This is a genomic window from Streptosporangium sp. NPDC049248 (genome assembly GCF_040678965.1).
GTDB classification, from domain to species: Bacteria; Actinomycetota; Actinomycetes; order Streptosporangiales; family Streptosporangiaceae; genus Streptosporangium; species Streptosporangium fukuiense.
In genome coordinates, this window is the sequence record NZ_JBFAQY010000004.1 from 170469 (window position 1) to 185851 (window position 15383).

General features: G+C 65.7%; 9 protein-coding genes and 1 tRNA gene. 7 read left to right on the forward strand and 3 right to left on the reverse strand.

What is annotated here, in order from left to right:
• Window positions 1–12 precede the first annotated feature (12 nt).
• On the reverse strand, window positions 13–489 hold the full coding sequence (locus AB0K21_RS10030; RefSeq protein ID WP_343976390.1) for a hypothetical protein: 477 nt from the start codon (window positions 487–489) through the stop codon (window positions 13–15).
• 495 nt (window positions 490–984) lie between these two features.
• Between AB0K21_RS10030 and AB0K21_RS10035 the strand changes: the two genes are divergently transcribed.
• From AB0K21_RS10035 to AB0K21_RS10060, 6 genes are all read left to right on the forward strand, one after another.
• Entirely contained in the window at window positions 985–1812 is an 828-nt protein-coding gene (locus AB0K21_RS10035) for a helix-turn-helix transcriptional regulator (protein WP_343976393.1), read from the forward strand.
• The gene (locus AB0K21_RS10040; RefSeq protein ID WP_343976396.1) at window positions 1803–2003 is read left to right on the forward strand and encodes a DUF397 domain-containing protein; all 201 of its coding nucleotides are present in this window, start codon (window positions 1803–1805) and stop codon (window positions 2001–2003) included. Before AB0K21_RS10035 ends, AB0K21_RS10040 begins: the two co-directional genes overlap by 10 nt.
• A 63-nt stretch (window positions 2004–2066) precedes the next feature.
• Entirely contained in the window at window positions 2067–2267 is a 201-nt protein-coding gene (locus tag AB0K21_RS10045; RefSeq protein ID WP_364149109.1) for a DUF397 domain-containing protein, read from the forward strand.
• A gap of 343 nt (window positions 2268–2610) precedes the next feature.
• Complete coding sequence (locus tag AB0K21_RS10050; protein ID WP_343976402.1) at window positions 2611–2760, forward strand: hypothetical protein; 150 nt, start codon at window positions 2611–2613, stop codon at window positions 2758–2760.
• A gap of 199 nt (window positions 2761–2959) precedes the next feature.
• On the forward strand, window positions 2960–3706 hold the full coding sequence (locus AB0K21_RS10055; protein WP_343976405.1) for a hypothetical protein: 747 nt from the start codon (window positions 2960–2962) through the stop codon (window positions 3704–3706).
• On the forward strand, window positions 3700–6438 hold the full coding sequence (locus tag AB0K21_RS10060; RefSeq protein WP_343976408.1) for a PQQ-binding-like beta-propeller repeat protein: 2739 nt from the start codon (window positions 3700–3702) through the stop codon (window positions 6436–6438). The genes AB0K21_RS10055 and AB0K21_RS10060 overlap by 7 nt, the downstream gene beginning before the upstream one ends.
• Window positions 6439–6587: 149 nt before the next feature.
• On the opposite strand, the gene AB0K21_RS10065 is transcribed toward AB0K21_RS10060, so the two are convergent.
• Window positions 6588–7013 carry a cellulose binding domain-containing protein gene (locus AB0K21_RS10065; protein ID WP_343976411.1) on the reverse strand — a complete coding sequence of 142 codons (426 nt, stop codon included), beginning with the start codon at window positions 7011–7013 and terminating at the stop codon, window positions 6588–6590.
• A 1147-nt stretch (window positions 7014–8160) separates the two neighbouring features.
• Here AB0K21_RS10065 and AB0K21_RS10070 point away from each other — a divergent pair.
• Complete coding sequence (locus tag AB0K21_RS10070) at window positions 8161–14904, forward strand: PKD domain-containing protein (RefSeq protein WP_364149112.1); 6744 nt, start codon at window positions 8161–8163, stop codon at window positions 14902–14904.
• Between the two features lie 256 nt (window positions 14905–15160).
• Here AB0K21_RS10070 and AB0K21_RS10075 read toward each other — a convergent pair.
• Window positions 15161–15234, reverse strand: a tRNA-Ile gene (locus AB0K21_RS10075).
• Window positions 15235–15383 lie beyond the last annotated feature (149 nt).

Here is a 15383-nt window from a genome sequence, read left to right on the forward strand (position 1 = left end):
CGGCCGACTCTCTCAGCGCGCCAGGCAAGCGGTTTGCGCATGCAGTCGCCAGGTAGGCGCTTCTGGTGCCACATACACGTTCACGGTGATCCCTATCTCCTTACTGCCATAGATGAACCGTCCTTCCGGAGCATCCACCTGGCTGATGTCATATTCCATCCTGTAGCCCAAGATCTGGGAAAGAGTGTTCTCCATAAGCCTCTGAGCTCCGTCCAGATGGGAGTCCAACGATTCTTCCTTGCCACGTTGGTAATCGGCCGTTACTCGCAGCACACGCCTAAAACCGTCCTTGGCACAGGGAATATCCTTGTCCGGACGCTGAAGAAAGCGCAGCTTTTTGAGTGGATTCTTGAAGACGTCGTCGGTTTCCAGGCGTTGGGTGTCCTTTTGTAGCTCCGCTGCCGCTTCTCCCAGGGAGGGCTCGGAAGTGCATCCCGAGGTCAGCATCGCCAGCGCCAAGCTAGCGGCCAGCAACCGGGCGACGCGCATTCAGTACCTCCGGAGGGGTTGACGCCGGGACGTATCAATCTTCACTCACCCGGCCCGCCTTCGCCACACCCTTCACATGCCCATCCGCAGCAAAGGGCGACTTCGAGACGATCCGCACGTTCCGGCCGCCGGTGGCCCCGGCGGAGGGACGTTCTCGCCGACCAGAGCCGCGATTTGGCCAACCAAAAGGCCGTCTGCCGTCACGGACCTCCTTTTCGAGTGATTTCCGATGTTCTCGACCGGAGCGCGAGAGAGTGCTGTCTTATTCATGTGCGGTCCGACCTTCCTCTGGCCAAGAAGGTGATCAACCACTTTCTTTCTTGTGCTTTCGTGAAGAGAATTTCTGTGCCTAGACTGTCTTACCGGCAGTTGGCCTGCTAGCGGATCGGCAGTCCAGGCTAGAGCTGATGATGACAGCCGTTGGTCTACCCGGACCGGGTTCGATATCACCGACTGGACATTAAGTCCGTTTTTCCTAATTCGAGAGGAAATGTGATGGAAAACGCGCCGTCTCTCGACCCTGGATCCCCCCGAGTACGGTTCGGTGCCGAGATGCGTCGCCTACGGGAGGCCGCTCAGCTTTCACAGACCGCCGTGGCCAGACGCCTCGGCTGCACCCAGACCCAGATCAGCCGCCTGGAGAGCGCCAGCCGGACGCCGTCCAAGTCCGACGCCGAGAGACTGGACCAGCTCTATGGGAAGGCCAACGGCATCTCCTTCACGGGGATACGCGAGCACATCATCGCCCAGCCCGGAGGACCAGCCTGGTTCTGGAACTGGGCCGAAGAGATCGAACCCAGAGCTCTCGTCATCCGCTCCTGGGATCCCCTCCTGGTGCCCGGCCTGCTCCAGACGGAGGCATACGCCAGGTATCTCTTCAGCCGAGGGCCCCAAATCACGTCCGAAGAACTGGAGCAGCGTGTCGAAGCCCGCATGCAGCGGCAACGGATCCTTGATCAGGAAGATGCACCCACGCTCCTCGCTCTTATCGATGAGGGTGTGCTGCATCGTCGGATCGGTAACCCCGAGTTGATGCAAGAGCAATTTGGTCATCTACTGGAGGCCGCGCATCGGTCCGCCATCTCCATCCAGGTCGTCGATTCGGAGTGCGTGGCGGGCCTGGCGGGAGCCTTCATGATCGCCGAGCTTCCGAACGGGGAACCGGACGTTGTCCATTCAGACTCACCTGCTCAGGGACACATCACGAACAACCAAGATCTTGTGGCTTCCATTTGGAAGCGCTATGAGGCGATACGGCTATGGGCTTATCCTGAGCACATATCCCTCAAAAAAATCGAGGAAGTGAAACGGGAATGGACCTGAGCGCTGCCATCTGGCGGAAATCATCACGTTCCTCGGACAACGGCGGCCAGTGTGTCGAGGTGGCCGCCAACCTGCCCGAAGTCATCGCGGTCCGCGACAGCAAGGACCCGGACGGCCCCAAACTACTCCTCACCCCCACCGGATGGGCCACCTTCATCCACGGCATCAAGACCGGAGACTTCGACCACTGAACCGGTCTCGGCCAGGGAACGTCAGCACGCACCCCTCAAGAAGACCCAGGAAGTGAAACACGAATGGACCTGAGCGCTGCCATCTGGCGGAAATCATCACGTTCCTCGGACAACGGCGGCCAGTGTGTCGAGGTGGCCGCCAACCTGCCCGAAGCCATCGCCATCCGCGACAGCAAAGACCCAGACGGCCCCAAACTACTCCTCACCCCCACCGGATGGGCCACCTTCATCCACGGCATCAAGACCGGAGACTTCGACCACTGACCCGATCTCGGCCCGGAGGAATCCTCCTTCCAGACCGGGAGGCCGGTCCGGGCCGAGACCCAGGGCAGAACCGCGTCCTTCTCCGTTACCAGCCGATCGGAAGAGAGCCCGTCCGGCGGGAACAGGTCGTCCTTGACTCCGTCAACAAGGCCGCGGATATTCGGAGCCGTTCGTGCCCTGTTTCGAGAAGGCGGTTTCCCCGGCCGATCCCAACCTGCTCTACCCTGCCCGGCAGGAACTCAAGAGCGCTGAGAGTGAACTCGTCTCTCTGGCCTGAAGGCGTACATCGAGCCGACGCCTGTCGAACAAAGACCTTTTCGCCCACGAGGCGATCGGGCGGGCTTTGCATGAATACGCCAAGACCAATCCCGGCGAGGTCGTCCGGCACATAAAGGCAAATGGCGTTGCGAGCCTGAGCCGTCGCGAGGCCCTCCAGAACCATGCCTCTCGCAGGAGAGATTCCCAAATAGCTCAACATCGCGCAGCCGCATGAGTGTATAGCTATAGCGAGGGGGAGCCAGCTGCCGTTCGCTGTTGATAGGGGACGTCCCATGGTCAAAGCGCGCCAGAACAGGCGTGCCAAATCCGGCCGAGCCAATGCGGCTCCCGCCCCTCGGGCCGAGGAGGCTGAGCCGGCCGGGTCCGGGCGATGGAAAGCCACGCGGACGTGGCTGGCGGGAATCCTCAGCGCTGTGATCATCGCGGTGATCGGTGTCGTGTTCACCGCCTGGTTCAACGCACGCGGACCCGACGCGGTCGACCGGATCAGCGGGGAGCCTCCGATCAAGGTCGGCCACGTGGCCGTCGACTACTCCACGCAGGACACCGCCCTGAGGGAGCCGGTGACCGATCCCGGAGAGCGAGCGGTTCTGCTGAGCAGCGCGTCCGGCTCGCGCCATGACGCCGTCATGGCGCGCCATCACCGGGCCCCCCTCGAAAAGGCGGACGTCACCGTCGTCCTCATCGGGAACCGCAGCAGCCTGCGCATCGTCGACATCAAGCCGCGCGTCCTCGACCGCAAGCCGGTCTCGGACGGCGCGGTGCTGCTCTACACCTCCGGCGGAGAGGTCGACACCATCGAACTCTCCGCCGATCTCGATGAGCCGGCTCCCCGCTTTGCCACCGCCAAGGACCCGGACACCTCGTACTTCAGGAAGAAGCAGATAGACCTGAAACGGGACGAGCGGGTCACGCTCTCCATGTCGATCAAGGGCACGGCGGCGTACTACGAGTTCGATCTCCTGGTCACCGTGCTCGCGGAGGACCGAACCGAGCAGATCACGATCGAGGGGCCGGACAAGAACCCGTTCCGGGTGACCGGCACTGCCGACGCCTACCGCGCCTACTACACCCTCTCCCCGCTCCGTGTCTGGCAGCCGATCCCTCGTGGCCAGGCATGCGTGATCGAGCGGAAGATCCAAAAGACCAAGGGATGCTGACCGTGCGCGGGCGTCGCCGCACGGCAGTGGTCCTGCTCGCGGTGGTCCTGGTGGCCTGCCCGGCTGCGTCCGCTCCGCGCCTCCCGCTCGTGCCTGTCGAGTGGCGTGCGGCGTGGTCGGTGCCTACGGACACCGACACCGGCGAGTCGTCCTTCGAGACTCCGCGCTACGCCGTGTCCGACCACGCGGTCGCCGTGGCGACGCGCCAGGGCACCGTGCGGATCCACGATCCGCGCACCGGTGAGCTCCGGCGTACCGTCCCCGCCGACCCGGCTCTCACCGCGCCCATCACCGGCGTGTGGATCGCGGCGGACACGCTGGTCGTGTCGAGAGGGACACCGGACATCATCGACCACGCCTTGGACGGCCATGACCTGACCACCGGCGCCGCGCTGTGGCGGCGCACGATCGCCGTCTCCGCTCATCAGCCCCGGACGGAAGGCGTCGGCGCGTACCGGGGCCCGCGAATCATGGTGACCGAGCGCGGCATCGTGGTGTTGGAGCGGTCGGCCGAACCTCTCGACATCCGGGCCCTTGATCTCCGGACCGGGGCGACCACGGCGCGGGTGACGTATCCGCGAGGCTGCCGCCTGTGGGGTGCGGCAACCGCCCGATCGGTGGCGCTGCTCAGCTCCTGCGCGGGAAACACGCTGCGGCTCACCTCGATGGATCCGCGCACACTGCGGCACGATTGGACGCGCCTGCTGTCACCGTTCTCCTCACCGCCGGGCGAAAACACCCCGATTCGCGCTACGGCCAATGCGCAGGGGTACGTTCGCGCCTCGGTGGGGAACGATGATTTCTTCTATGGGGCGGACGGCCGCCTGCTGTCCACCGGCCCGGAAGCTACCGGGGTCACGAACCCGAGCCGCTGGAGCCCGCCCTTGCTCGCCGGCTCGTACTCCGCGGCGGCCGGCCACCGCGGGGCCCTCCCGGATAACGGATGGCCGTTGCCCGCCTACCTGTTCTCCGTCGACCCCGGCACCGGACGGCTCGGCGGATTGCCGCTCGACCTGCCTTACCATCGTGTGTCCCTTGTCGGGTCGATCCGGGGCATGGCCTTCGTGCACAGCGATGTCCCCGATGACGGCCGGATCACCGCGTACAAGCTGAGCTACGGGCTTTCCCGCGAGCCCACCCGCTTCGGCGGTGTCCCGGCGAGCGCCTGGCCGGATGCCTGCGCCTTGCTTACCGGCCATGATCTGTCCGTCCTCGCTGACGGCTACCGCGCGGTTCCCAGAGCGGACGATCCTGCGGGAACGGCACCGCCGAAGCCGGGGAGATGCGACTGGATACCGCCCACTGACGACGGCACCGTCGTCTCGCTCTCCGTCGATTGGGTGTCCTCGTCGAACGCCGGCGCGCGAAAGCTCTTCACCGCCGAGGTCGGCGCCATCAAAGAGGCCAACGCCTTCGATCCCACCACGGAGAGCCCAGGCTTCCTCTCCTATACCGTGGCCGAGACGAACGGGTTCTACGGCGCGACGATCATCAACGTGGGCCCCGTCATCGTCCGGCTGAGCTCGCTCTCCCGACAGGCGGTGCGGCTCATCTCCCCATCGCTGCACGGCAACCTGCTCGCACGTTATCGGCCAGGCGTCCGCCCTCCCGGCCCCGCGCGTGAGAGCGGCTGGAATTATCCGACCGACGCGGTCGTCCATGCCGAGCCGGTGGTGGTCGACGGTGTCGTCTACGCCACCAGCGGCGATGGCACGGTGTACGCGCTGGAGGCCGCCACCGGCGCGATGCGGTGGCGCTTCCAGACGGGCGGTTCCCTGCTGTTCGATCATGTGGTGGCGGATGGCACCGTGTTCGCGGCGAACACCTCCGGCAGGCTGGTCGCGCTGGACGCCGCCACCGGCCGCATGAGGTGGAGCCGCAGGATCGATGTGATCGGCGACCTCGTGGTCGCGGGCGGCCGCCTCTACGTCTGGACCAGGAAGTCCCCCTTTTCGATGAACGCCGAGGTCCTCGCGCTGAACGGTGCCTCCGGCAGGAGGCTGTGGAGCTTCCAGCCGGTGGGCGACGTCCTCAACCCCGATCCCGTGCTGGTCGGCGAAGTCGTCCAGGTCGGCAGCGACCATGGCACGGTGTACGCACTGGACGCCACCTCGGGAGCAGAGAAGTGGCGTTTCCGGGCCGGCGGAGGACAAGACCACACTCATCTGGTGCGAGCCGGCGCGGTCGTCTATGCCGCGAGCACCGATGGCGAGGTGCACGCGCTGGAAGGCTCCTCCGGGAAAGTCCGATGGAGTTCAAGGGTCGACGGTCCGGTCCATTTCCGTCCGGTGGTGGCCGGCGGGGCCGTGTACCTCGGCGACAAGAACGGCACAACCTACGCATTGGACGCCGGCTCCGGCACTCGGCGGTGGAGTTTCCAGGCCGAGGGCGACAAGCCCGGCTTCACGTGGGCCGTCGCGGTGGCCCGGGGACTCGTGTACACCGGCGGCGCCGACAGCAGGCTGTACGCGCTCGACGCCACCACCGGCGCGGCGCGATGGAGCTTCCCGTTGGGCAGGGGTCTCACCTCCGGCCCCGTGGCGGCAGGCGGGACCGTTCACGTCGGGCACAACGGGGGAACGCTTCACGCGCTCGACGCCATCACCGGCACGGTGCGATGGGGCTTCCAAACCGGCGGCACCATCGAAACCAGACCTGTGGTGACAGGTGGCCTCGTGTACGTCGGCAGCGCGAACGGCAACGTGTACGCGTTGCCCGCGGCAGGCGGATAGAAGTGCGCTGAAGATCTTGGAAGGCTCCCGCCGCGAAGGTCGCCTGACCCCGCCGGCCCGTCTTGGGGGACGATGCCGTCCGTCTCCACGGGGGAAGGTGAGGTGGCGGACGGCTCTCTTCCCATCGAGGTCCGTCCGTACCCGAGGTGCTACTGGACGGGGGTGCAGGTCACGACCGGGGCAGGGACGGCGGAAGCTCCCCGTTGGATGAAGGTCTGCCGGACCTCGGCGTTCGGCTTCACGGGATTCCATGACCCGTTGCTGTGCACGGTGACATCGGCCCCTGACTGGTCTATCCGGCCGGCCAGATAGACGGTGACCTTCTGGTTGCCCGGCCACGTCCAGTTCAGTCGCCACTCGTCGATGGTCGAGGCGCCGGTGTTCTTGATCGATATCTCGACCATGTTGTCGGTCACCCAGGCCCCGTCCTCCCGGTAGGACCAGGAGTTGACCTCCCGGTACGTCGCCTCGCACGCGGAGGCCCCGACCGCCTCGGCGGTCGCGGTCCCCGGGATCGCGATGATCACCGGCACCAGAACCGCCGCGGCCAGGGCGCCGATCCGTCGATGTCGCATGTTCGAGCTCCTCCCCAACCAGGTTTACCGAGTTTTCTACAGAATCCTTATAGTTTTGGTCAAGAGGGGTGTTGGCCTGCTCACACTCCCCTCGACTTCTTTACCAAGAGTTGATCACAGAGCCGATCTCCCAGGCCGGAGCCCCCGCGACCACCTTCGCGGGACAGCACGGACCTCCCCGTGGCCTGCTCCGGCGGGGAGGATCCAGCAATACGGTCGAGGGGTTTCGTACCGCCCGGATCTCCGGCCGGGCGCGGTTCCCATTGCCCCTCCGGGGGCTGGTGATGCTCCGGCAAGTCATCGCAAGTTGTTCACAAGTCGTCGGCGTATCTTTCGCCGTAGGTGGATCCCGGACATCATCCGCTTCGGATGTGCGGAACCACGGACCCGTGAAGCGCGGTCGTCGGTGTGAGCCCCTTCACCCAGCACCCCGACTTCACCCACCTCGATTCCCCCGACTCACTTTCCTGGACCTACCGGACAGCACCTGCGGAAGGCGGGCACACGCGGGCCTGCGCGGGCACGGGAAGGTCAACGGCACCGTCCAGGACACGTACGAGATCATCGCGGTGGACGCGGGCAGAGCAGCCGACCGCATCGACCACCCGATGGTCAAGGTGCGGATCTACGACAACAGCGGTGAACCCGCGCCGATGACCGGCGTCCTCTACGTCAACGGCTGAGCTGGACCCCCACGAGCCTCGAAAACGACGACGAGGCCCGCGAACACCCGGCCTGGAATCGCCGAAAGCTCGGACAACCACCGGGTAGGTCCTCGGACCGGGCCCGGCCCGCCCCGGGCCTGGTCATGTGCGATGTGCGGCGGTGTCCACGGGCCACAAGGTTTCACATGTCACTCACAAGTCCGGCCGCTCATGATCAGCGTTGAATCAACCTGTCCCTATATCAGGAGAACACCTGTCACGAAGTTCCGAACCGTGTTCGCGCCGAGGGCGCACGTAGAGCTGGAACCGTCCGTCTGGTCTTTGTCGTCTCGGGTGCGCAAAGCAGAGCGACACAAGCCGGCGGGCCGAGTCCGGTTGAACCTGTACGCGGTTAGGGAAACCGTTTTTCCTGTCAAGACGGCTGAGTGCTCCGGCACCGGCCGCGATCATGTCGTTATCGAGTATTCGATTCGCTACGCGTCGTGTACTCAACACCCCCCTGGCCATACCTGTCGGGTACGGCCATAGTTTCGGAGCTATCTTTGCTCAAGTTATTCAATCCCGCTTCCGTTCGGCGGATAGCGCTCCCTGTGATCGCCGCACTGGTCGGCGGCGCTCTCGCCATGCCCTTGCCCGCGCTGGCCTCGGCGCCGACTCCGGACCCGAAGACGGCGATTGCGGATGAGTCATTCAAGATCACCGATCTGGGCAGCCTCGACGCCCACTGGGGCAGCTGGCGCTGGAGTGTCGCAGGAATCGACAACTCTGGCCGGGTCGTCGCGAACCTTGGTTCGCCTTCCGGGCTTGGCATCAGTCAGAAGGCCATCGTCATCTCACCTGACGGGACGAGAACCGACGTCAGCACGCTCCTCGGCAACAAGGATCTCCCCAGCTACGCCGAGGCCGTGAACAGCGACGGCAAGGTGCTCGGCTGGTACAAGAAGGAGAGGCGGGGAGACTCTCCCAACCTCGAATTCTCTTACAAAGACGGTACGGTCAAGAAAGGAGACAAACGCCTTTATGGCGTGGTGGCGGTAAACAATAAGGAGCAGATTCTGCATGCGGAATCGATAGTAGACTCCGATGGCTCGAAGCTCAGACTGGAACCACCTGACCTGCCGATATTCCAGGCAGAGGGGATGAACAACAAGGGTTCGGTCGTCGGTTACCTCAACAAAAAAGCTGACATATGGTCGGCGAACGCCTTCCGGACCAAGCCTGGTGAACCCGTAAATCTCGAGCGGGACATGCTGTATTACCAGGATTGGCCTACCACGGCCTACGATGTCAACGACAGAGGCGAGGTAGCCGGCTGGGCGACAAAGATAGAGGACGGCATTCCCCGTAGCGCTCTCCCCGTCATCTGGGACGCGCAAGGCAAACCCCATGTGCAGTACGCCTCCGCCGGGGGCAGGATGTTCGCGATCAACAACAGCGGCGTCGGCGTCGGGGTGCTGTTCAACGAAAACGACCAGAGTCAGGCGGCTCTCTTTTACAACGGTGCGTCCATCGACCTGAGCTTCCTGTCGGAGGAGACACACTTCAAGTATGCCGTCGCCATCAACGACCATAACCAGGTCGTCCTGGTCGGCTATGCCGGGTCAGAGGATCCGGGGGTTAACTACCACCTCTACCTGCTCGATCTGGGCGGGAACCCCGCCATCGAATCGCTCACTCTTGAGACGCAGAAGTACCCGTCCAATGAGTGGGTCCCGGCCGATAGCGTGACCGACGGCAATCAGGTGCGCATCACGGCAAAGGTGAGCAACCCCAGCTCTTTCTCCTTGGATGCGAAGCTCAGCTTCGGCCATGGGGTTGAGAGCGGCGAGAGCGCCACCACGCCGATCGGTAAGGCGATCGAGATTAAGCTCGCCCCGAAGGAAACGGCCACCGTCTCCTACCACTGGTCGACCTCGGGGATTGCCTGGGAAAAAAAGGCACCAAAAATAGAACGCTATCTGAAGGCGTCCCTGAAGGTCGACAGATCTACCCAGAGTTTTCAGGAGAAAAGCTTCAATGTCCTGCCGAAGCCCGTTGTCCTGGTGCATGGCTGGAAGTCCGACGCGAAGAGTTCATGGGACTCCACCAAGTCGATTCTGACCGGGATGCACACCAAGCTGAAGGTGTACGCGGTCGGTGACGGCGCATTCGGCAGCGACGGCGGCACTCTTAGCACCGGTAATCTGCCGGAGCCGTACAAGCGCACCAAGGATTTCTCCGAGAACGTCGCCGAACTGGCAAAGTACGTCGAAAACGTGCGCACGGAAACCGGCGCGTTTCGCGTCGATGTCATCGCGCATTCGATGGGCGGGCTGATCACCCGGGGATACATCCAGGACGGCATGCCGAAAACGCCGGACAAGAGACCGGTGATCAACCGGATGATGCAGATGGGCACCCCGAACAGGGGGACCCCGTGCGCGGACGTGATCGTTTCGCTGTACGCGTGGAGCCCCCTGGGGGTTCCTTACTGGCCGGCCACGCGAGAGAACACCACACCATACGTGCAAGACGTCTTGAACGAGATGTATGTCAATCTCAAGGACGTGGCGCCCTCGAACCTGGTGGGTGTGGGCCGGCCCGTGCCCTGCACCCTGCCCAGCGTCACAGGCTCCACGACGTTCCCCGACGGTGACATGATCGTGCCGCAGTGGAGCGCGCGGTACTACAACGACATGCCGACAACCGGCACGATTCACACGTTGATGACCGGGTCCCAGTCGGACTTCGATTCCTATGTCAAGCCGCGGCTGGCAACGGAGCCGGGTTCGCCCGAGGACGAGGATCTCCTTGAGCTGCAGAAGGAGGCGGCTACCGAATCGGACGCCAAGACGACCCTGAAGGCCGGGGCCTCCGCCGATGGCGGCACGGACCCGGTTTCGCTGTTCGCCACGCCGTCGACCTCGGTGGAGCCGGGGAAGACGGTGGCCGTGCCGCTGGAGGTGCCGCAGGGTTCGGCGTTCGGTGTCACGGCTGTCCTGCCGTCGACGACCGGGTTGCTGCTGCGGGATCCGTCCGGCAAGGCGGTGGCGCAGTACGCGGCGGGCAGTGATGAGGCCAAGCAGCCGATCCAGGGGTTGCGTGTGGGCGCCCCGCAGGCGGGCGCGTGGAAGCTGGAGGTCACGAACACGGCGGCTGAGCCGGTGACGGCCGATCTGGGTGCCTGGGTCGCCGAGAACCCGGTCCAGGTGTCGGTGGTCAAGGCCGACGCCTCTGATGACGGCCGGGTGCGGGTGGTCGCCGAGGTGACCGACGAGAGTCACCCGGTCACCGGTGTGCCGGTGCGGGCCGTCGCGATCGGTAAGGACGGTGCGCGTCACGAGCTGGCGTTGAAGGACGACGGCGACAGCGATGACGGTGCGGCCGGTGACGGTGTGTACGGCGCCAGGTCCGATGCGCTTCCCGATGATGTGTACTCCATCGTGGTGAAGGCCGACACCGCCAAGGGGCCGCGCACCGCGCAGTCGCTGGTCGAGGTGAAGAAGCCGGACCTGCGCGAGTTCGAGCTGTCGCTGTCGGCCGAGCCCGGTGGTTCGGTGTCGGCGTCGCCGGACCAGGCGACCTACCGGGCCGGGAGCAAGGTGAAGGTGACCGCGACTCCCGAGGCCGGGCGTGTCCCGATCGGTTGGGAGGTCGATGGTGAGGTGCGGGGTCCGGGTGCGCTGACACTGACGATGGACCGGGCGCACACCGTGACGGCGCGGTTCGGCACCTTCAAGGTGACCGAGCTCGGCACGCTGCCCGGCCAGGATCCCTCCAGGACCGAGGCGTGGGGGCTCAACGACCGCGGCCAGGTCGCGGGCAGGGTGTACGGCAAGGATGGCAAGTGGCGCGCGGTGCGCTGGCAGGACGGCAAGGCCACCGAGCTGAGCGGCCTGGCCTGTAGCGACGACGCGGTCAGGTGCGAGACCGGCGCCTTGGGCATCAACGAGGCCGGGGATGTGTCCGGCTCGGCCGTGGCCTCGGTGAACGGCCGCAACACCCGGCACGCCGTGGTCTGGTCCGACGACGGTTCCATCACCGATCTGCAACCGGGCTACAGCTCGTCGAGATCGAACGCCGTCGCCATCGCGTTGAACGACAACGGCGAGGTGTTCGGCAATGCCGGTCTGCTCGATTACGTGACGTGGTACGGGGGGGCCGCGGTCGCGCTGCCTGCCGAGTTCGATACAGGCGTCGGCTACATACCCGAGACCATGCAGGACTCTACCCCGCATATCAACGCCGCTGGTGCGATCGCGGGTGCGTACACGCTCAGCCGGGATACCAACGGTCTTCCCAGGGACACGGCGCCGGCGGTCTACGCCGACGGTGTGCTGACCAGGCTCCCGGGCACGGTCGAGGGATGCGCCGTGACCGGTGGCAAGGCGAGCGATCTGAACAACACCGGTCTGGTGGTCGGCACGTTGCGGTGCGGCAGCTCCGAGAACAAGACGATCAAGCGCGCCATGGTGTGGAAGGACGGCAAGCCGGTCGATCTGGGTTCGGGTGAGGCGAACGCGGTCAATGACAACGGGGTGATCGTCGGTTTCGAGCCGGGCAAGTTCCTCGACTCGAACCGGTCGCTGGTGATGTGGGTGGACGGCACGCGGTATCCGCTGACGGACAAGCTGTCTCGGCCGTGGTGCCCGGAGGACGCCTTGAAGACGACCTCGCCGTGTGCGGGCATGTGGAACGTACGGAATGTCAATTCCTCGGGGCAGATCCTGGTACAGGGGTTTGTGCGTGACCGCTCGCCGGACGGGGACGGGTTCGTCCAGCAGGAGCGGTCGTTGCTGCTGACTCCCAGTCCCGCCCGGGCGGATCTGGAGGTCACGCACAGCGTGTCGCCGGCCGAGCCGGGGCCGGGGTCGACGGTGACCTGGACGGCCACCGTGACCAACAAGGGGCCGGATGCCGCGACCGATGTGCGGCTGGATGTGGCCGTCCCCAACACTGCCGGTGCTAGCACGTGTGAGACCTACCGGGGTCTGTGCACGCCGATCAAGGGTGGGCACCGTAACACGGTCAAGGTGTTGGAGCCTGGCTGGTCGGCCACGGTGAAGGTGAGTGCCACGGTGCCGGCGGATGCCGCCGACGGGACCGAACTCCAGGCCGGTGCCCACGGCTACAGCCTGGAGGTGACCGACCCCAAGCCGGACGACAACAGCGCGACGGCGACGGCGACGGTCCGGCCCTGGCTGGACAAGGCCGGGATCCTCTGGACGGATCCGGTACAGGTCGGATCGACCAGCCAGCCGATCAAGGCGACGCTGACCAACCGGGGCAGCGAGCCGATGCAGATCAAGACGATCACGGCCGAGGGCCCGTTCGGGCGGGGCGAGCACTGCCCGGTCGAGCTGGCGGTGGGCGCCAAGTGCTCTGTTGATGTGACCTTCACCCCGGACAAGGAAGGGGACGCGGCTGGGAAGCTGACCTTCACCACCGTCACCATGCCCGGTGACTCCGACCGTCCCGACACCGGATATCCCGAAGACCCCTTCCCCCTGCCCGGCGCAGGCGCCTCGGGCACCGGGGAAACCTCGGGAACCGAGGAGGCCCCCGAGGAGGAGGGCACCGAGGTCGTCTACACGATGACATTGGCCGGTCGCGGCGTCCTCAAGACCAACGCCGAACCGGTCGTCGAGGTCCCCGCGGAGCCGTTGAAGGCCACGGTGGGCAAGCCGTTCACCCTGAAGATCCCCTTCACCGACGCCGACGCCGAGGACACCCACACCGCGAAGGTGGCGTGGGGAGACGGGCCCCCGGTGGAGGCCGTGGTGACCCAGCGGCCCGGTGGCGGCACCGTCGAAGTGACCCGCACGTTCACCGCCCCGCGCACCGGCACCGCGATGGTGATGGTCTACGACAGCGGTGGCGCCCTCGGGGCGGCCGGCGTGCCGTATGTCATCGAGGAGGAGGCGCCGAACACGGCGCCGGTGGTGACGGCCGGGCCGGACGTCGAGATCGCGACCGGGAAGAAGTTCCAGCGCGTCGTATCGTTCTCCGACCCCGGTTCCACCTCGTGGACGGCGACCGTCGACTACGGCGACGGTTCGGGCGTCACGCCGGTGACCGTCACCGGTCAGGAGATCGCGCTGGAGCACACCTGGGGCGCCACCGGGACCTACCCGGTCACGGTGACGGTCCGTGACGACGGCGGCCTTTCGTCCACGGCGACGTTCACCGCCACCGTGGTCACCGAGTCGACGCCAAACCAGGCTCCCCGGGTCACGGTGGATGAGACGACGTACCCCGTCGAGGCGGGCAGCGTCTGGAGCACGCCGGGCTCGTTCACCGATCCCGACTCCACCGCCTGGACCTACATGGTGGACTACGGGGACGGGGCGGGGCCGCAGCCGCTGACTCTGACCGCGGGGCAGATCAAGCTCCAGCACGTGTATCAGTCGGCCGGGGAGTACACGGTCGTGCTGACGGTCACCGACGACAAGGGCGCCGCGGGCAGCGCCCAGGTCACCGTGAACGTCACCAACGCCGTCCCCGAGGTGACCTTCGAGCAGCCGGTCACGGCCGTGGCAGTGGGGGCCGAGGTCAAGCTGAACGCCACCTTCACCGATCCGGGTGGCGCCGATGTCCACACCGCTGTCTGGAGCGTCGGCGGCACGCCGGTGCCCGCGGCCCTGGCCGGCCCCGCCAAGAGCACGGGCAAGAACGCGGGCAAGAAGGCAAGTAAGAGCACGGGCATGGTCACCGGGTCGCACGTGTTCACCAAGCCCGGCCGTTACCCGATCTCGCTGACCGTGACCGACAACCACGGTGGCCGTGCCACTGCCGACACGGTCGACGGGGAGCAGGTCTACATCGAGGTCTACGACCCGGCCACGGCCGTGGCCGGTGACGGCAGCATCGAGGTGCCCGCCGGTTCCTGTCGGCTGGAGGGTGTCTGCGGCAAGGAGGGCAGCGCCACCTTCACCCTCTCGGCCCGCTATCCGGGCAAGGCCACCAAGCCCACCACCGGCCTGACCTTCAACGCCCCCGGATTCAAGATGCGCGGCACCTCGGCCACAGCGCTGGTCGCCGACGGCAGTACCGCTGTCCTGCGCGGAAACGGGAAGGTCAACGGCACCATCGAGGTGACCTATGAGATCACCGCGGTCGACTCCGGCAAACCGGCCGACCGCACCGACCAGTTGACGATCAAGGTATGGAAGAAGAAGGGTGAACTGATCTACGACAACAGCGGCAAGCCATCACCGGTGAACGGCGTCATCCGTATCAGCGGCTGACCCGTTAACCACAGAACGTGTGGGCCGGCCGGTCATCCGGCCGGCCCACACCGGTTTCGGCCCGGCCGTCGCCGCGAGCAGGCAGGCCGTGATCGTCCACGGTTTCCACCGCGTACACCGGGGCCGCGCGGTCGGCACGTATTCGGCGCGGCCAGCCGCGAACGATCGGTGACAGCCATGGACAGCCGGACATGACAAAAGCGCCCTCGACCGCGAACACGCAGGTCAGGGGCGCTTTTCGGGTGATCACCAGGGGTAGGGCGGGCGGGACTCGAACCCGCGACCCAGGGATTATGAGTCCCCTGCTCTAACCGGCTGAGCTACCGCCCCTCGTGCACACCGTACTGCGGCATTCAACCAAACGTGGGCGCTGTTCGCACACTTGCCGGGCGGGACGGGTTCAAGATGTGACCTTTGGCGGAACCCGGCTCCGGGGGACTCGCTACCCTGACGGTGAACCCTGTTGAGGAGTGTTGGAT